Raw genomic sequence first — 16,301 nt, 5'->3', positions numbered from 1 at the left:
CGCCGAACTGCCCGTCGGCAAGGACCTGAGCCCGGTACCGCTGCATGCGGCCCTGCAGATGGACCTCGACCACCCCCACTTCCCGCGATCCGCCCCCCGTGAGTTCCAGACCGAGGACCGGGAGATCCTCAGCGAGGCGGTCGAGGGGCTGACCTTCGAAGACGACTGAGATCAGGTTCCGGACAAAGGCATGAGGGTTGCCGTTCCCCCGCACCATCGACCGCGGGGGAACGGCAGCTCCAGCGGCTCGTGTTTCGCCGCGGACGGGGGCCGGTGATGCTCGCTGTGGTCGATCCGCGAGGTCACGTCGGCCTGCATGACGAGCCGGACACCCGGATGCCCGACCGGCTGACCCCCAAGGGGGCCGGCACGTCATCTTTGCAGGTCAGGCGCCAATGGCTCCCTTGTAGCCGTCGGCCTGCGCGGGCGTCAGGAACTTGGACACGCGGATCAGCGCGGTGCCGCGGACATAGTCGTACTCCACCGCCGCGGGGAGGGACTTGACGATGCCCTGGATGTACTGCGCGCGCGCCTTGGCGTCGGCCTCGGTGGCGAACACCTCCACCGCGCCGCCGCGGGCCACCGAGTCGGCGTCCTCGCCCTCGACGTCGGCCTCCTTGACGCGCGAGTCCGTGAACGTGACCTTCGAGGTGTACTGGCCGGGCCTGCCGAGCAGGTGATTCGGGTCGTCCTCCGCCGTCACGGACCGGCCGAACTTCGCGGTCTGCACGGTCATGGCGATCATGGCGAAAGTCGCCGATGCGCTACCCGCCACCGAGCCCGGCGCCATGTTCGTCGCGACAGCGGGAGAGGTGGCAGGAGTGTCCTTGACGAGCGTGGCGCTGCCCGTCGCGGTCGGGGCGCTGACCGGTGGCTTTTCGCCACCGGACCCAGAGCTGGAACATGCGACGACGGTGGCTGTCAGGCCGACGGCAAGCAGGACGAGGGCGGTGCGGCGCATGGGGTTCCTCTGAGAACGTGGTGCAGGTGATGGGGTGACCGTAGCGATACGCACCGCTCGGCGCAGGCGATGTGACGGTTCCGTGACCGGCCTGGGATCTCCCCCGCGTCAGCCCGGACAGCCTGACGTCTCCGACCGTGAGCGGTTGAGCCTTCCAGCACCGAACACCTCGAACAGCCCCTCGGAGCGGCGGCAACGCGGAAGCATTCGAATCGACTGCAATTGGTGGGCCTCATCGGCCTGCGCCCACGCCAGGCCTGATGCCACCGCTCCGCTGGGCTACCGCTGCCGCCGGCCGCACCCGCTGCCGTCTGCCCCGGGACCATGCCCTCGCCGAGGCCATGGAACCAGTGGGAGCATCGCCGCGGAACCCGCCACGCCAACCCTCGGAGCTCGACGACGGTGCCCGCCCCACAAGCGAGAACTCGGCCCGGACACCGCCATGGGGTCCGGGCCGAGTCGTTTGACCGAAGTCGGCATGATCAGAAGAGGAGACAAGGGCGTCTCCGGTCCCAAGCTGCTGACCAGCAGGAACGGAGAAGCCAAGTCGGAGTGTCGGAGGGCGTGATCACCGTGCTGAGGAGAGGGCGGACGAGCGCGCCTCTTCCAATTCGGCCACGAGCTGCTCGATCCGCTGGTTGGGCGTGTTCCCCGACCCGTAGCCCGCCAGCATCGGGAACTGGTCGGTCTTGCCCGAGGCCAGGAGCAGTTCCGGGACGGTCGAGGAGAACAGGGTTCCCGAAACGACGGCGGGCCTCACCTCCTGGATCTCGGACCAGGTGTAGGAGCGCGAGTTGAGCAGGCCGGAGTACTTCAGTCCGGTGTCTCCGAAGGCGACGCCGTACATCGGGGCACGGATCGTCAGTACCAGGCCCGGCACACCGCCAAGGACGATGGGGATGAGGTCGTCGACCCTGGTGGCAGTGGCCGCTACAGCGACAGCGATCAGCAAGAACACGAGCCCGACCAGGAGGTAGGCGAGCGCCCACGGATTACGCCTCCTGCGCATTTTCCATTCCACATTTCTGGCGCGCCGGGGCGCCGCCCGGGATACGGACGGCGCCCCGACAGGTTGGTTCAGTGGATCGGAGTCCACCGTTGGGTCAATCTAGAAGCTGAACGGCTTGAAGACGAAGTTCAGCACCGCTGGGACGATGGCGGCGGCGTCGTCCTGAGCAGCGCCCCGGTGGCCGGGGCGTACTCGATCTAGCACTTCGGGACGGGGTAGCCCTCGTCACCGGTGGTCTCGGCGGACAGAGTGCGGCCGACGGCGTCGAAGGTGGTGACGGTGCGACGGGTCTTGCCCGCGACCGTTTCCGTGATCTCCCACCGGACGGCCTCGTCCGGCGCAAACCATGGGGACGATGGGTCCTGGCCGAGTCCTGGCGCAGCGGCACGGCCGAGGAGCGGCCAGCCCCTCGGCCGATGGCAGGTGTCGGCCGACTGCTGCAGGCGGCCCGCGCGCGCGGCAGGGTCGCGCCCTGTCCGACGTGGATGCCCGGCTGGGTGTCACGGAGAAGCTGCTGACGAAGATCGAGTCCGACGATGTCCAGAGCTTGGAGCTCCGCAGGATCGTGATGGCGTTCTCCGCGGACGTGGGCGCCAGTCCCATCAGGACCATGGCCCTTCTGAGGCGTCAGGTCAGGCATCCGATCGACGAGTTCTCGTACGCGCCCGCGTCCTCGCGCAAGACCTGATCGCCAGCCACGCATCCGTGGTGCTTCCCGGGGCGTTGCGCACCCCGCAGCGCCCCCGTGGGCGCTGGGTCCGTCCGGTGGACATGGGGCCGGCAGGACGCCGCACCCGTGCGTGGGGTCGGCTGGTCAGCTGAGGGAGAACTGCCAGTACGCGGTGTCGCGGTACCCGGGCGACTTCGGGGTGACCTCCACCGTGACCGGGCCTCCGTCCTTGTCGGGCTTCACCCGTACCGCCACGGTGCGGTGCTGCTCCGTGGCGAGGGGCGGCGTGAGGGCGGTGACGGACGCGGCCCCGTCCAGGAAGGTCATGCCGGGGGCAGGGACGGGAGCGGGGCCGGCGCTGGAGGCGGGGGTGGGGGTGGCGGAGTCGAGGGCTTTCCCCGGGCGGACGACGACGGGGGCGGAACCGCGGGTCGTGCCGAGGCCGGTGTCGGGGGACGTCCCGCCCGGGCGCAGTTCCCTGCCGGTGCCGTTGTCGTAGGTGATCGTGAAGCTGTAGCTGTTGTCGGGTTCCCGGTGGGGCGGGCTCACGGTGATCCTCAGGCCGTCGTCGTAGCGGGCGGTCCCGCCGGCGTGCAGGGGCTCGACCACGGTTCCGGGGCCTTTGACGTACCCGTGCTGGGTCAGGGAGTCCTCGAACTTGGCCAGCACGATGGCTCCCAGGACGACCAGGGCGGTGAGGAGTGCCACCGCGATCCCGCAGCCGGTGGCCCAGCGCGGGTTGACGGAGGGCTGGGGGTGGGCGGGAGCCGCGTTCGTGTCCATGTTGATCACGGTAGGAAGCGGCCGGTCGGAAGCGCATGGGCGAGCGTACTCAAGAGCCGCCTGAGTAGTGCCGAGGCACCGCTGGCGGGGCGTCCATGCTCTGCCTGAGCAATCCCCGCGAGCGCGGGGCCGACGGCGCCGGTGATGGACACCGGGACCAGGGCGGGGAGCTATCCCCGCGAGCGCGGGGCCGACCCCAGCGCTTTGGCGATTGGCCCCGGGATCATGGAGCTATCCCCGCGAGCGCGGGGCCGACCCGCTGGACGGCACGAAGGAACCGGGGTGGAGGGAGCTATCCCCGCGAGCGCGGGGCCGACGCCCGTCTGAGGCTCCGTGACGGCATCCAGGACGAGCTATCCCCGCGAGCGCGGGGCCGACCCGGACCAGGTCAGGTCCTGGTGGACCGGGCGGGAGCTATCCCCGCGAGCGCGGGGCCGACCCGGTCCCGCCGGGCGCACCGTACTGGGCGCCGGAGCTATCCCCGCGAGCGCGGGGCCGACGCGTCGGTCGCCAGGGCGACCCCGCGGAAGCCGGAGCTATCCCCGCGAGCGCGGGGCCGACACTTCCTGACCTGCTGCGATTGGGCGCAGAGTGCGCCAATCCATTCAGTTCGAAATCCGGAGCCCGCGTTGCGATATCGACGTCCCAGAGGCCATCTCTCCCAGCTGCGCCCCTGTGAGCCGACTCTGAACCTTCAACAGCATCGTACGGGCTGTTGTCAGGCATGGGTGCAGGAGACGGGTTCGCCAGTGAGGGCGTCATGGCCGACAACGGCACCCGCTACCTGTCACGTGCCTGGCCCGATGCCCTCGCCACCGAGGGCATCGCGCACAAACGCACCCGCCCCTACCGCCCCCGGACCAACGGCAAGGGCGAACGCTCAGCCGCCCCTGCTCGACGAATGGGCCTACGCACGGCGCTACCGCATCGAACAGGAACCCCGCGACGCCTGCCTCGCCAGGCTCCAGATCTACAGTCACCACCACGGACACACCGCACTCGCGGGCAAGCCACCCGCCAGCCAGCCGCATCCCCAACTTCACGGGACAGGACATCAGGAGTTCGCGCAGACAGGCACGATGGGGCTCCTCGGGAGATGAAGAGGTACAGGGCCTGGCGATCACCGGGAACCCTGCTTCTCTGTGCCGTGTCCTGGAACTCAGGCAGTGCACGAAGTCGCGGCGGGGCGCAGGCCAGCGGTGAACGCGGCCGGTGGGACACCCATGAAGTGGCGGAACTCGGCGGTCATGTGGGACTGGTCGTAGTAGCCGGCCGTCGTGGCGATGTCCGCCCATCGGCCCGCGTCGGCCGCGAGCACGGTGCGGACGCGGTCGATGCGTGCGAAGTGCTTGGGGGACAGGCCGGTGGCGTCGGTGAACAGGGCGTGCAGGCGGCGCTCACTGGTGTGCAGCCGGGCCGCGGTCGCGGAGACGGTGGTGTCGGCCAGTAGACGCGCTGCCTCTTCGAGCCGCTCCGACGGTTCCGAGCGGTCGGCCAAGGCTTCTTCGAGAGCGGCGACCGGGTCGGCGGCGAGCTGGTCGATGTCCAGGCCCGGTAGTTCGCCGAGCGGCAGGACACCGTCGGCGAGGCCGTTCAGCGAACGTCCGAGCAGGGCTTGGGCACGACCCGGCCGCATACGGACCCGCACGCACGAGCGGCCGGGCGCGGCGACGTGATAGGCGGCCCGGGTGCGGGGGCCCATGACGATCAGTTCGCGCTGGTCCGTGCGCACGAGAAGTGTGGTGGCGTGGTCGGGCACGTCGACCGCCGCCGAACCGGTCGCCGTGGCGACATCGATCCCGGCCACCCACCGCAGAAGGGCGGGCGGCACGACGAGAGTTCTCACGCGGCCCACGACAGTGCCGAAACTTCCTATCAGGAGCGGTGAGGGCGCTGTCATCGTCGGGACATGATCCTTGTTACCGGTGCCACCGGCACCATCGGTAGTCACATCGTGCGCCTGCTCACCGAGCGGGGCGTGCCGTCGTCGGCGCGTGGCACCTCGCCGCGGAGGAGGCGATCGAGGCCAGCGGGCTCGTGTGGACGATGCTGCGCCCGCCGAGCTTCGCGTCGAACCTCTTGTGGCACCGGACCCTGATCCACGCCGGAGAGCCGATCCCGAACCTGACCGGCGACTCCCGGCAGGCCGTCGCCGACCCGAGGGACGTGGCCGCGGTCGCCGTCGCCGCCATGATCGGCGATGCGCACGACGGGCAGCGGTACGACCTGACCGGGCCGGAGCTGCTGACGTCCGCGGACCAGGCGGCGATCCTGGAGGGCGTGCTGGAACGGCCGGTGAGGATCACCGACACGAACGCGCTCGACCGGTTGCCGGCCGAGATGGTCACCGGCATCGGCTGGGCACGTGCCGGCGGTGCGGCCTACGTCACGGACCACGTGCCGCGGGTGCTCGGCCGGCCGGCGGGCACGTTCGAGCAGTGGGCGCGCGACCATCGGGAGGCATTCGAGGCAATGCCGTAGCCGACGGCCGCCAGGGCTCCGGTAGTTCAAGGGACACAGTCCTCAGGAAGATCGCCAGGTCCAAGCCGGCCGAGCAGGGCCTGCCCTTCTCGACGTTCGAGAGCGGCGACGAACGAGTTCGGCCGGCCCGGGACCATCAGGTGTCGGTCCCGGGCCGGCCGAAGGCGTGGCAGAGCAGCCTGTCCGCGCTGCCCTCGGCGTCCGGCCGCAGCCGGTTGCTCACGTCCATGGCCAGGACGAGCCGGCCGTCGGCGGCCTTCGGCCGGGGCAGCGCGGCCGGCGTCTGCCGCAACCGGTCGGCGTCGAAGCGGCCGCGTTGCCGCGTTGCCGCGTGAAATCGGTGGTGGCGGGCTTCCTGTGTCGGCCATCCTGGGCACGTGGCTGACCGCGCGAACTTTGTCGTCGTCCGCGAGAACGGCGAGTACGAGCTGTATCTCTCCCGGTTCGGCGCGGTGGGGATCGACCTCGACCTGCTGGCCGGACCGACGGAAACGCTCTCGATGGTCCAGCGGCTGAGAGTCGATGACTGGTGGCTGGACGACGTGCACTGCCAGGGGGCGGCGCTGATCGACCTCGGTCGCAGGGTACTGCTGGTGTTCGCCTGGGAGGGGCCGAGTGCCGTGATGCGCCACAGGGCTGCGGCCCTGGAGCTGTTGCGAGAGGCCTGGGCGGGTTGGGATGTGCGGTGGTCGTACGACGGTCCCGCGGAGTTGCGGAGCTACCTGGGGCTGGATCCTGAGCTCGTACGCGACCGCGGCCACGGTGTTCTCGCCGGAGAGTTGCTGGAACCGGATCCGGAGGACCTGGCCGACCCCGAGCCGATGGTCGCGGTGGTGACGGTCGGGTCGGACCGCTGCTATGTGGTGGCGAACGTTGCCGACCATCCGATCCGGGAGGGGATTTCGCTTCTCGACCGGCTGAACGGCGGTCCGGAGCAGGCGGTGTGTCGTATGCCGGCGGAAGGCGGGGTCCATGTCGATCCGGTTCGGCGCCGGGTGGGCTGGTGGGTGCTCGGGGCGTCGGCCGAGGCCTACGAGATGCCGCAGCGATGGCCGGGCTGGACGGTGGAGTTCTGGCAGGACCGCTGGGAGGAACACGTCCGACGGTCCGGCGGCCGGTTCCGGCCGCCGCCGGTCGACCGCGACCGCGCGCTGGCAGAGATCCGGGCGGCGGTCGCACATCGCCGGGACACCCGAGCGCGTCCGTAGGCGGCTGCGTCGAGCGCGGGACCCGCGAGCACGGAGCCAGCAGGAGGACGGGACGGCGATCGCCGACGCACGGTTGGTCGAGCGACCGTAGGTCGGGGCCGGGACTGCCGGGCCCGGCGGTACGGCGGGCGGCTGCCCGTACCCGGGGGACCTGGTCGCCGGGTCGCTGTCGGTGCCGGTCACCCGGATCGGGGTGACCGGCACCGGCGGCGTGGTGTCAGCCCTCGGCGCCCATGTCGACCCAGTTGGTGACGTTGGCGACGGCGCCCTCCTTGACCGGGGCGTGGTGGTCGCTGGTGAGGACGCCGATGCGCTGGCCGTTCAGGACCAGGGCGACGGCGTTGCCGTTCCCCGCCACGTCGAACCAGTTGGTGAAGTTGGCGACGGCACCCTCCTTGACCGCGGCGTGGTGGTCGGTCGTGATGACGCCGATGCGCTGGCCGTTCAGGACCAGGGCGAGAGCGTTGCCGTTCCCCGCCACGTCCACCCACTGGGAGAGGTCGGCGACGGCGCCGTCCTTGACCCAGGCGTGCCCGTCGGTCGTGATGACGCCGATGCGCCGGCCGTTCAGGACCAGGGAGGTGGCGTTGCCGTCGCCGCCCATGTCGGCCCAGTTGGAGAAGTCGGCGACGGCACCCTCCTTGACCCAGGCGTGGTGCTCGCTGGTGAGGACGCCGATGCGGTTGCCGGACAGGGCCAGCGAGAGGGCGTTGCCGTTCGCGGCCACGTCGACGTATCCGGCGGAGAGGCTGCCCTCCTTGACCCAGGCGTGATGGTCGCTGGTGACGACGCCGATGCGGTTGCCGTCCAGGACGATCGAGAGCGCGTTGCCGCCCTCGTCGACCCATCCGGCGAACAGGCTGCCCTCCTTGACGTAGGCGCGGCCGTCCCTGGCGATGACGCCGACGCGGTTGCCGGACAGGGCCAGCGCGGTCGCGCCTTCGTACTGCTGGACCCATCCGCGGGAGTCGACGGTGCCGTCCTTGACGAACACCCGGCCGTCGGTGGTCAGGACGCCGATGCGGCTGCCGTCGACGGCGAGGCCAGCGATCGTTCCGGGCGCCGGGGCCGGGCCGGCGATGCGGGTGCTCTCCACGGCCGCCGCCTGGCCGACGGCCGGTGCCGCGGTCACTGCTGACGCCGCGACGGCCAGGACGGCCAGGACACGGCGCACGGTCTGGGTGGCGTTACGCATGATCGTTCCCCTTTTCTTCTGGATGGACGTACTGGCGTGGGACGTCTCCCGGGAGGCCGGCTGGTGCGTCGAAGGACGGCCCGCCGCCCTGGGCGCAGGTGACAGTCGGGGCGGCGGGCCGAAGGTCTGCCGCACGTCGGAGCGTCGGAGCAGCAAGGGCGGAGAAATTCATGTACATGACATAAAGCGCGGCGGATCGATCCCTTGGGACGCGTTTGGCCGGATGTGAAGCAACTATGCAGAGCATCCGTCAAATCTGCAAGGCCGGACTTCCGTGGACACAACCCCCGCCGCCCGGTCGACCGGAAAGACCTGCGCCTTCGGTTCCCAGAAGTCCCAACCTCCTTTTGGGTACGGGCTGTTCGGGCGCGGGACCTCCTGGAGGACTCGGATACCGGCGGTCCACCGCTGTCCACCCGAGACGAGGAACTCCTTCACGCCGACGCTCGTGGGCGCCGCCCACCGCGTCTCTTCCCCCTGGGAGCCCGTCAGGGAACCGCCGGCATCGACACCGGCGGGATCGGCACCACCGGCGTGTTCACCGACGACCTGTCCGACGACCTGTCCGACGACCTCGACGGCGCCTCCGTCGTACCCGGATCCGTCACCGCCGGCGCGAACAGCACGGCACCGTCCTGACCTGGTCCGGGCGGCCGGGCGTGCCCGACGAGGTGTTCGGGAGCCGAGGGCCGCACGCTGATCGCCCGACGGTCCCGCAGGTACCGACGCACCGCTTCCGCCGTACCCCGCACAGCCCTGGGCACGTCGGCTCCGGGCGCCGTCGCGAACACAGCGGCAGGGCCGGGGGCGGACTATCGTGTCCGGTTCGGGTGCCGGCCGCCTCGCGCGGCAGGAGGAGCGGTCGTTCGGCGGGGGGCGTGCATGCTGAAGGGACTGGCCCAGTGGGGCCAAGATCTCTACTGGACGAGGATCGGGGACCAGCGCCTCGGCCTGGCCCCGCCGGGCAGCGGGGACCCGGGCCTGCTGCGCAGTGGGTCCACCCCCTGCCTGCTGACGGTCCTGCGGCTGGCGGCGCACCAGGAGCGCGGCAGGAGGAGCGATTCGGACCTGGCGGCGGCGCTGGTGCGTGCGGGTCGTCCCGCCCTGGCGGTCGAGCTGGTTCGCTCGGGCGCCGGTCGGTCCGGGCCGGAGGAGGATCTCGTCCACCTGGTGCGGACGGCGGGCGAGGCCGGGGATCTGGACGGTGCACGGGCGCTCGCCGAGTCGCTGACCGACCGCGCACTGCGGGACAGCGCCCTGGTCGCCCACATCCCGGCGGTGGCACGCGCCGGTGACCACGAGGGTGCCGCCGGCCTGGCGCGGACGGTCCGCTACCCGCACAACTGGCCGCGTGCCTGGGCCGGGCTGGCGAAGGCGGTGGCGGACGGCGGTGACCTCCCGGCCGCACTCGGGTACGCCGCCAGAGCCGTCGAGTGCGCCGGCGCCGGCGCGGAGTCGGGGCGCGCGCTCGTGACGGCGATGGAGATCGCGCATGCCGCCGGCGATCACGTTCTGGCGGGCGTGTTCGCCGACCGCGTGGAGGAGCTCGTCCGCCGCGAGGGCCGCAAGGGTACCGGGCAGCGCGCTCTCCTCGTCGCGGTGCTGGCCTTCGAGGCCCGCAACGGCGACCTGGACCGGCTCGACGCCGTGCTGCGCAGCGTGGCCCGTGCCGCCGCCGCGAGGGCGGCCGAGAAGGCCGAGACCGACGGGGCCGAGGCCGCGGCGGCGGGGTCGCGGCAGCGTGACGCCGACCCCGATGTCCTGTGCCTCACGATCCGCGCCCGGCCCAGCCCGCACTTCGACGCGAGGATCGTGCCCGAGCTGCTGGAAGCGGTCGCCGAGAGCGCCGACCGGGACGTGGCCCTCGCCCTGGCCGACCGGGTCGAGGAACTGCTCCGCCCCGACGCCGGCTTCGAGGGCTTCGAGGGCTTCGAGGGCTTCGCGCTGCGGGAGGCCGTGACCTTGCTGCTGGCCCGGCACGGGCAGGTCGAGCGGGCCACGGCGCTCGCCGACCGGATCGACGATCCCGATCTGCGGGCGGCGCGGAAGGCCGGAGTCGTCGAGGCGCTGGCCCGGTCCGGGGACACGGACCGGGCCGAGGCCCTCGCTCATGCCCTGGCCGACCGCCGGGCGCGGAGCCGGGCCTTGATGGCGGTCGTCGGCGAGCTGGCCCGGCGCGGCGAGACGGCCCGGGCCGAGGCCCTCGTCCCCGCGATTCCCGACCGCTGGGGGCGGGGCGAGGCACTCATCGACGTCGTCGGTGCGTTGGCCCGCCAGGGTGAGCCGGAGCGGGCCGAGGACCTGGCCCACACGATCCCCCACGGCCGGGCGCGGGCGCGGGCCCTGGCCGCCCTGGTGGAACGGTCGGAGCCCGCCCGCGCCCGCAGGCTGGCCGCCCGGGCCGTGTTCCTCGGCGGCTGGGCGACGGTCCTCGACGACCTGGAGGAGATCGCCCCCGGTGGGATCGTGGCCATCGCCGACGAGGTGATGAGCGGGCGGAGGGCACGCACTCTCGGCACGGGGGGCGGTGCAACGGCGGGGACGGCCCCCGGGCCCCCGGGCCGTCGCCCGTGACGCGGGGCTGAGAGCGGCGCGGGAACGGACGAGGCGGGCCGCCCCCCGTACGGGAGCGGCGCAGGAGCGGGGCCCGCCTTCGGCGGTGCACTCCCGAGCCTGGTGCCCGGCGGGGTGGTTCGACAGGATCTTCCGGTGGCGAACCCGACCCGGATCCTGACCGTGACCCGTACCAACTTCCGCGCGGCGGACCCGGTCGAGCGGTGGACCGCGCGTGCGGCCTGGGCAGTGCTGACCGCGACGGCCTGGCCGGCGGTGATGTTCACGACCGATTTCGGAGCCGAGGTCGCCGGGACTCCCACGGGCGTCGTGACGTGGTCGGCGATCCTCCTCTCGCCGGCGGTCCCCCTCGTCTCGTGGATCGCCGTCACCTCCGAACCCGGCGGACGCCCCGGCGCGCCGGCCCTGACCGTCGTCCTCCTGCTGGCGGCCGTCCTGCTCGTCGTCGCCTTCGTCTGAGCCGAGGACCCGGGAACCCTGCCGGGCCGGCGTGTTCGAGGACGCGCTCAACGCACAGCGAACTCCTCAGCGTTCCGTGGCGGACGAGCCCCGCCACGCCACCGCGGCCGCCCCGGCGCCCAGGGCCGTGCACAGCGGCGAGTAGTACCGCAGGTTCTGCCGCCGGAACCGCTCCGTACGCTCGCTGACCCGCCCGAACACCACCGGCCCGGCCACACCGCGCGCCAGCAGCACCCCGGCGACCGCCAGGACCCCGGCCCGCCGTACCGCCGGCGGCCCGACCCGCGGCAGCACCCGCGCCTCCGCTCCCACCACGTACGACGCCGCCCCCAGCAGCCCCGCCACCGCCAGGCACGCCCCGGCCGGCGGTACGCCGTCCCCCGTCCCCACCACGACGTCCGCGAACTCCTCCGGCGTCCGCAACGGCCACGGCGTCACCACCCACACGGCGTGCAGCGCCCCCGTCGCCGCCAACGCCGCCGACACCGCACCTCCGACGACGCGCACCGGATCAGCCATGTTCGAACCCCTCCCGCAGCCGTTCATGCTTCTCCCACCGTACGGGTGCCAACACCCGACCCGGCGGCCGCCGTCGGGCTTGATCACTCAGCCGGTGCGGAGGTGCTCCCCTGTGCCGGGACCTGGCCGCCGTCGGCGCGGGCCAGGAGGCAAACACCAGGCCACGGCCCCGACCAGCTCACACGACACGTCGGACAGGCCCAGCTGCAGGACGACCGTCAACGGCAAGGTGGCGGAGTTCCGTGCGCCGAAGGGGCGACGGCCTCGCGGCGCCGGTCCTTCCGGTCGGTGCACCGAGTCGGGAGGCGTTGGCCTGAGCGAGTTCCTTGTCATCGGCGAGGCCGATGTGGGACAGACTTTGGAGACGGTCTTCCCCCGGGCGCTGGTTCAGGCACTGCGCGGCGGCTCGGCGGCCGCCGGAAAGCGGTGGGCCGAAGGCCCCGCCCGCCGACATACTGGGGCGGTTGTCCCGTTGCCGGAGGAGATGCGTCCGTGGAGGATCCGCAGTTCACCGCGCTGGTGACCGGACCCGGGGACGCGGGGCCGGATGCCCTGCGGGCCGTCAGGGCTGTGACCGGGCTGAGTCTGTGGCACAGCAAGCTGCTCCTGGGCAGCGCCCCTGTGGTGGTTCTGGAGGATGTCCCGTTCGACACGGCGGTCGGTGCGGCCCGGCGGCTGCGGGAGGCGGGTGTGCCTGCGGCTGTCCGGTGCACCTGGTGCGACCGGACGGTGCCCGGGGACGGGACGCCGCTCGATCCGGAGCCCTGTGCGTCGCGCTACTGGCCGACCGCCCATTGCCTGGCGAACTCCCTCACCAGCTGTGGCTGCGGGTTCTGCGGCACCTACGGGCCCACCCGCCTCACCCTCTGAACGCCCTGGCGCTCCTGGGGGCGGCAAGGGCAGAGGGTGAGTGCGGGTGAGCCGGGGCCGTCACGCAGGCGGCCAGCCGTGGTGGGCCAGGCCGCCGGGGTCGGTGAGGGCGCCGCGGATGCCGGCGGCGGGGTACGGGATCAGGTCGTCGGGCAGGCCGTCCTCGGTGAACCAGCGCAGGTCCAGGCACTTCTCCGGTTCGCGGTTGACCGGCTCCCCCTCCCACTCGGCGGCGAGGTAGAACAGCCCGAGGCGCAGGGTCGCCGGGTCCTGGTGGTGCAGGACGGTGTAGGCGAGGCGCAGCCGGGCCGGGTCGGTGGTGATCCCGGTCTCCTCCTCCAGTTCGCGGGCGGCGCCGTGGGCCGGCTTCTCGCCGGGGTCGAGTTTGCCGCTGGGGGCGTGCCACTGGCCGTAGCCGTAGGGGCCGCCGCGCTGGGAGAGCAGGATCTTGCCGTCCGGGGTGCGCAGGACGACGTGGACGTCCACCACCGGGAGCGGGGCGGCCGCGGTGGCGGGGCTGGTGTTGCTGGTGCTCATGTTCTCTCTAACTCCCGTACGGGATTTTGGTGTTGATCGTCCGGGGCGGGACCGCCTCCAGGATGGCCTGTGCGGTCTGTTCGGGGGTCAGGTGGGTGGTGTCCACGGTGTGGAGCCGGTAGCCGAGCCGTTCGAGGACGGGGACGGCCTCCTGGTAGAGCCGCAGCTCGCGGGCGGTGGCGGCGGCGTCGAGTTCGAAGCGGTGCCGGGTGCCGCGGTGGGCGAGGCGGCGCTGCACGGTGTCGGGGTCGGCGGTGAGGATGACGGCGAGGTCGGGGACGTCCGTGCCCTCGTTGACGGTGAGGAGGAAGTCGGTGTCGACGCCGTCGGCGCGCTGGAGGACGAGGGTGGAGGGCAGGTAGCGGTCCAGCAGCACGGTGGTGCCGGCGGCGCGGCGGGGGCGGACGTCGGTGTCGAGCTGGTGGAGGCGGTCGGCGGCGACGGCCAGGGCGAGGGCGCGGCCGCGCATCGTCGCGGCGCTCGCGCGCACGGCCTGGCCGTAGGGGGTGGCGGAGGGGCCGGTGGCGGTGTGGACGGTGTGTCCGGCCTCCCGCAGGGCGCGGGCGGTGGCGGCGACGGCGGTGGACTTGCCCAGGCCGCTGGGCCCGTCCACGGTGAGCAGCAGGCCGTTCACGCGCTCACCTCCCGGCGGGCCGCGGCGGTGTTGCGGTGGTGCTGTTCGCGGGAGATGTCGGCGAGCCAGTCGTACAGCCGGCTGAGGGGGACGTGGCCGAACTGCTGGCCGGTGGCGAAGTTGAACTCGTCGCGGCCGCGCATCGCCTCGTCGGCGCCGTGCCCGGTGAGGTCGACGTCCCGATAGGTCTGCAGGGCCTCGGGGTCCCAGCCCTGCCGGACGAGGTCGGCGAAGACGGGCGAGCCGGGGTAGGGGCGGAAGGTGAACGCGGAGGCGCGGAAGGTGCCGGGCAGGCGGTCGGACAGGGCCCAGAGTGCGCGGATGTGGGCGAGGGTGGCGAGGGCGTCGTCCCTGGTCTCGCCGGGGTAGCCGAGGATGAAGTACCCCTTCACGCCGATGCCCTTCTCCAGCAGCCGGCGGGCGACGGTGAGGGTCATGGCGGGGGTGATCCGCTTGTCCATCGCCTCCAGGACCCGGGCGGAGCCGGATTCGATGCCCAGCGCGACCTCGCGCAGTCCGTTGGCGCGCAGCCGCTCCAGCACGGTGTCGCTCTCGCGGTCGAGGACGTTGATGCGGCCGGTGGCGTCCCACACGTACCTCTCGCCGACGCGCTCGGCGGCGAAGGCGTCCAGGGCGGGGTGGATGACGCGGCGGGCGCCGAGGAAGAGGTCGTCCACCGCGCGGAAGGCCGTGCAGCCGAAGTCGGCGTCGAGCCGGTGCATCTCGGCGATGACGTCCTCGGGGGCGCGGGTGCGGATGCTGACCTCGGGATTCATGGAGGCGGCGGCGCCGCAGAACCCGCACTCGTAGGGGCAGCCGCGCGAGCACACCAGGTTGGCCTCGATGCGGCCGTCGGCGGCCCGGTACGGGTCCTGGGTGAGGAAGCGGCGGTCGACGGCGAGGGCGTTGATGTCCGGGGCGAGCCAGCGGGCGGTGTCGCCGCGTCGCGGGATGCCGCAGGCGGTGGTGCCGAGCAGGCGGTCGCGCCACATCACCTTCGGCAGTTCGCGGCGCCGGTGGACGTCCCCGAGCAGGGCGGTGACCCGGGTCTCGCCCTCGCCGATCACCAGGGCCTCCAGACGGGCGAAGCGCGGGTCGGCCAGGACGCGCCGCGGGTCGGCCTTCGCGTGGTGGCCGCCGGCCATCAGCGCGATCGCCGGGTCCAGGGCGGCGGCGATCCGCGCCGTCAGCTCGTACGTCGGGGCGAGGAGGTTGAACGCGGCCCAGCGCGGCCGCAGCGCGTTGACGACGTCGGCGGTGCGCCGGATGCCGAGTCCGTGGGCCTCGGCGTCCAGGATCCCGACGTTGAAGCCGTGCGCGGCGGCGTGGGTGGCGATGTAGCCCATGCCGAGGACCGGCAGCGTGTAGTCGTTGACGCGCGGGCGCAGGCCGTAGTCGCGCAGCGGGGCGTTGACGAACAGGCAGTCGAGGGCGCGGTCCGGGTCGGCTCCGGCGACCAGGTCATGGGTGGTGCGGGTCTGTTCCTCCGAGCTGATCGGTGCGGGCATGGGCCCCCCAGGTGAGTGTCGACAGAGTGAGGGTGTGCAGGTGGCGCGGCGCGTTGCCGGCCAGGCGGTGCCAGTGCGCGCCGAACAGGGCCTCGGCCTTCTTCGGTTTGTCGGCGGCGGGCCAGGGGTGGTCGGGGGCGATCCGGGCGGCCCAGGTGCGGACCGCGAGGTCAGCGTGCGGGTACACGGAGAAGTCGCCGGTGAAGTCGGCGGCGGCCGCGGCCGCGGTCCAGGGCCCGATCCGCGGCACGCCGACGAGCTCGGCGACCAGGACCGGGGCCTCCAGCTGCTCCCAGCGGGTGCGGTGCTCCAGGTAGGCGCCGGCGGCCGCGCGCAGAGCGGTGCGGTGGAACGTCGTTCCGACGGCGGCGAACTGCTCGTCGGTCAGGGTGAGGACGGTCTCGGGCGTCGGCGCGGTGCGGAGGGCGTTCCAGGGGACAGGCAGTTCGGTGCCATGGGTCGCGCACCAGCCGCGGTAGAGGCGGCGGGCCTGGTCGGCACGGACGACCTGGCGCAGGACCGCGGTGGTGATCGCGTCCCACAGCCACGGGTTGGCCGCGCGCACACTCGGCCCGAGACCGCGCAGGCTGGTGAGGAGGGCGGCCGGGACGGTGGCGGGCAGCGACGTCGGGTCGGTGGTGACGAGGGTGGGCTTGGTGTCCTCCGTGCCGTCCACGCAGGCCAGGTCGAGGCCGTCGGGGGTGAGGGTGGCCAGCCAGCTGCCGTCGGCGGTGCGCAGGGGACGCTGCAGGTGGCCGGTGGCGGTGTTCTCCTGCCAGGCTGGGTGATCGGTCGTCAGGACGGTGTGCACGGGGAGCTCCTTGCCTCGGGTGCCGCGACGGGTCGCCCCAGCTTGCCAACTCCGGGCGGCCGCCGGGGCCGGTTCGGCCGGG

Annotated in this window: 18 protein-coding genes and 1 CRISPR repeat array; of the genes, 7 read left to right on the top strand and 11 right to left on the bottom strand. The window is 72.7% G+C overall.

Going from position 1 to position 16,301, the window contains the following annotated elements; genetic code table 11:
* Positions 1-385: 385 nt before the first annotated feature.
* Together ACGFSC_RS14940 and ACGFSC_RS14935 are read right to left on the bottom strand one after the other, a co-directional pair.
* Entirely contained in the window at positions 386-961 is a 576-nt protein-coding gene (locus tag ACGFSC_RS14940; RefSeq protein ID WP_359907377.1) for a hypothetical protein, read from the bottom strand.
* Positions 962-1,529: 568 nt separating this feature from the next.
* Positions 1,530-1,970 carry a hypothetical protein gene (locus tag ACGFSC_RS14935; protein WP_392863382.1) on the bottom strand — a complete coding sequence of 147 codons (441 nt, stop codon included), beginning with the start codon at positions 1,968-1,970 and terminating at the stop codon, positions 1,530-1,532.
* 481 nt (positions 1,971-2,451) lie between these two features.
* On the opposite strand from ACGFSC_RS14935, the gene ACGFSC_RS14930 reads away from it, so the two are divergent.
* Positions 2,452-2,658, top strand: a complete 207-nt coding sequence (locus ACGFSC_RS14930) for a hypothetical protein (protein WP_359907616.1) — start codon at positions 2,452-2,454, stop codon at positions 2,656-2,658.
* Between the two features lie 126 nt (positions 2,659-2,784).
* On the opposite strand, the gene ACGFSC_RS14925 is transcribed toward ACGFSC_RS14930, so the two are convergent.
* Positions 2,785-3,423: a hypothetical protein gene (locus ACGFSC_RS14925; RefSeq protein ID WP_359907619.1), complete on the bottom strand. Its 639-nt coding sequence runs from the start codon at positions 3,421-3,423 to the stop codon at positions 2,785-2,787.
* Positions 3,424-3,528: 105 nt separating this feature from the next.
* Positions 3,529-3,984: a CRISPR direct-repeat array (repeat unit 28 nt; unit sequence GAGCTATCCCCGCGAGCGCGGGGCCGAC).
* Positions 3,985-4,582: 598 nt separating this feature from the next.
* Positions 4,583-5,269: an AraC family transcriptional regulator gene (locus ACGFSC_RS14920; RefSeq protein ID WP_359907622.1), complete on the bottom strand. Its 687-nt coding sequence runs from the start codon at positions 5,267-5,269 to the stop codon at positions 4,583-4,585.
* Positions 5,270-5,332: 63 nt separating this feature from the next.
* Between ACGFSC_RS14920 and ACGFSC_RS14915 the strand changes: the two genes are divergently transcribed.
* A complete protein-coding gene (locus tag ACGFSC_RS14915) occupies positions 5,333-5,521 on the top strand; it encodes an NAD-dependent epimerase/dehydratase family protein (RefSeq protein ID WP_359907625.1) in 189 nt (62 codons plus the stop codon).
* Positions 5,470-5,904 carry a hypothetical protein gene (locus ACGFSC_RS14910; protein ID WP_359907755.1) on the top strand — a complete coding sequence of 145 codons (435 nt, stop codon included), beginning with the start codon at positions 5,470-5,472 and terminating at the stop codon, positions 5,902-5,904. The genes ACGFSC_RS14915 and ACGFSC_RS14910 overlap by 52 nt, the downstream gene beginning before the upstream one ends.
* A gap of 136 nt (positions 5,905-6,040) precedes the next feature.
* Here the strand turns inward: ACGFSC_RS14910 and ACGFSC_RS14905 are convergent, their stop codons facing one another.
* Entirely contained in the window at positions 6,041-6,196 is a 156-nt protein-coding gene (locus tag ACGFSC_RS14905) for a hypothetical protein (RefSeq protein ID WP_392863377.1), read from the bottom strand.
* Positions 6,197-6,281: 85 nt separating this feature from the next.
* Between ACGFSC_RS14905 and ACGFSC_RS14900 the strand changes: the two genes are divergently transcribed.
* Positions 6,282-7,112, top strand: a complete 831-nt coding sequence (locus ACGFSC_RS14900; protein ID WP_359907627.1) for a hypothetical protein — start codon at positions 6,282-6,284, stop codon at positions 7,110-7,112.
* A gap of 217 nt (positions 7,113-7,329) precedes the next feature.
* On the opposite strand, the gene ACGFSC_RS14895 is transcribed toward ACGFSC_RS14900, so the two are convergent.
* Positions 7,330-8,307 (bottom strand): hypothetical protein, encoded by a 978-nt coding sequence (locus ACGFSC_RS14895; RefSeq protein ID WP_359907630.1) that lies wholly within the window; start codon positions 8,305-8,307, stop codon positions 7,330-7,332.
* Between the two features lie 882 nt (positions 8,308-9,189).
* On the opposite strand from ACGFSC_RS14895, the gene ACGFSC_RS14890 reads away from it, so the two are divergent.
* Both ACGFSC_RS14890 and ACGFSC_RS14885 read left to right on the top strand, forming a co-directional pair.
* Entirely contained in the window at positions 9,190-10,881 is a 1,692-nt protein-coding gene (locus tag ACGFSC_RS14890) for a hypothetical protein (protein WP_359907633.1), read from the top strand.
* A 135-nt stretch (positions 10,882-11,016) separates the two neighbouring features.
* Entirely contained in the window at positions 11,017-11,340 is a 324-nt protein-coding gene (locus ACGFSC_RS14885) for a hypothetical protein (RefSeq protein WP_359907636.1), read from the top strand.
* Between the two features lie 66 nt (positions 11,341-11,406).
* Here ACGFSC_RS14885 and ACGFSC_RS14880 read toward each other — a convergent pair whose 3' ends face one another.
* On the bottom strand, positions 11,407-11,859 hold the full coding sequence (locus ACGFSC_RS14880; RefSeq protein ID WP_359907638.1) for a DUF3995 domain-containing protein: 453 nt from the start codon (positions 11,857-11,859) through the stop codon (positions 11,407-11,409).
* 492 nt (positions 11,860-12,351) lie between these two features.
* Here ACGFSC_RS14880 and ACGFSC_RS14875 point away from each other — a divergent pair, with 492 nt between their 5' ends.
* The gene (locus tag ACGFSC_RS14875; protein ID WP_359907641.1) at positions 12,352-12,729 is read left to right on the top strand and encodes a ribosomal protein L7/L12; all 378 of its coding nucleotides are present in this window, start codon (positions 12,352-12,354) and stop codon (positions 12,727-12,729) included.
* Positions 12,730-12,789: 60 nt separating this feature from the next.
* On the opposite strand, the gene ACGFSC_RS14870 is transcribed toward ACGFSC_RS14875, so the two are convergent.
* Genes ACGFSC_RS14870 through ACGFSC_RS14855 form a run of 4 tightly spaced genes read right to left on the bottom strand, consistent with a single transcriptional unit; the run spans position 12,790 to position 16,219 of the window.
* Entirely contained in the window at positions 12,790-13,266 is a 477-nt protein-coding gene (locus ACGFSC_RS14870) for an NUDIX domain-containing protein (RefSeq protein ID WP_359907644.1), read from the bottom strand.
* Between the two features lie 7 nt (positions 13,267-13,273).
* Positions 13,274-13,900 carry a dTMP kinase gene (locus ACGFSC_RS14865; protein ID WP_359907647.1) on the bottom strand — a complete coding sequence of 209 codons (627 nt, stop codon included), beginning with the start codon at positions 13,898-13,900 and terminating at the stop codon, positions 13,274-13,276.
* On the bottom strand, positions 13,897-15,408 hold the full coding sequence (locus ACGFSC_RS14860) for a B12-binding domain-containing radical SAM protein (RefSeq protein WP_359907650.1): 1,512 nt from the start codon (positions 15,406-15,408) through the stop codon (positions 13,897-13,899). Before ACGFSC_RS14860 ends, ACGFSC_RS14865 begins: the two co-directional genes overlap by 4 nt.
* Positions 15,362-16,219: a hypothetical protein gene (locus ACGFSC_RS14855; RefSeq protein ID WP_359907653.1), complete on the bottom strand. Its 858-nt coding sequence runs from the start codon at positions 16,217-16,219 to the stop codon at positions 15,362-15,364. Before ACGFSC_RS14855 ends, ACGFSC_RS14860 begins: the two co-directional genes overlap by 47 nt.
* Between the last annotated feature and the right edge of the window lie 82 nt (positions 16,220-16,301).

It is taken from the genome of Kitasatospora sp. NPDC048715, assembly GCF_043198905.1.
Taxonomy (GTDB): Bacteria; Actinomycetota; Actinomycetes; order Streptomycetales; family Streptomycetaceae; genus Kitasatospora; species Kitasatospora lactacystinica.
Note: the sequence above shows the minus strand (reverse complement) of the source record. Positions and strands in the feature narration are given on the sequence as shown.

What these genes read in the sequence shown, in the direction of transcription:
- ACGFSC_RS14860 (WP_359907650.1), bottom strand. Translation starts at nt 15,408, where the DNA reads ATGCCCGCACCGATCAGCTCGGAGGAACAGACCCGCACCACCCATGAC.
- ACGFSC_RS14910 (WP_359907755.1), top strand. Translation starts at nt 5,470, where the DNA reads ATGCTGCGCCCGCCGAGCTTCGCGTCGAACCTCTTGTGGCACCGGACC.
- ACGFSC_RS14935 (WP_392863382.1), bottom strand. Translation starts at nt 1,970, where the DNA reads ATGCGCAGGAGGCGTAATCCGTGGGCGCTCGCCTACCTCCTGGTCGGG.
- ACGFSC_RS14895 (WP_359907630.1), bottom strand. Translation starts at nt 8,307, where the DNA reads ATGCGTAACGCCACCCAGACCGTGCGCCGTGTCCTGGCCGTCCTGGCC.
- ACGFSC_RS14915 (WP_359907625.1), top strand. Translation starts at nt 5,333, where the DNA reads ATGATCCTTGTTACCGGTGCCACCGGCACCATCGGTAGTCACATCGTG.
- ACGFSC_RS14890 (WP_359907633.1), top strand. Translation starts at nt 9,190, where the DNA reads ATGCTGAAGGGACTGGCCCAGTGGGGCCAAGATCTCTACTGGACGAGG.
- ACGFSC_RS14940 (WP_359907377.1), bottom strand. Translation starts at nt 961, where the DNA reads ATGCGCCGCACCGCCCTCGTCCTGCTTGCCGTCGGCCTGACAGCCACC.
- ACGFSC_RS14880 (WP_359907638.1), bottom strand. Translation starts at nt 11,859, where the DNA reads ATGGCTGATCCGGTGCGCGTCGTCGGAGGTGCGGTGTCGGCGGCGTTG.
- ACGFSC_RS14925 (WP_359907619.1), bottom strand. Translation starts at nt 3,423, where the DNA reads ATGGACACGAACGCGGCTCCCGCCCACCCCCAGCCCTCCGTCAACCCG.
- ACGFSC_RS14870 (WP_359907644.1), bottom strand. Translation starts at nt 13,266, where the DNA reads ATGAGCACCAGCAACACCAGCCCCGCCACCGCGGCCGCCCCGCTCCCG.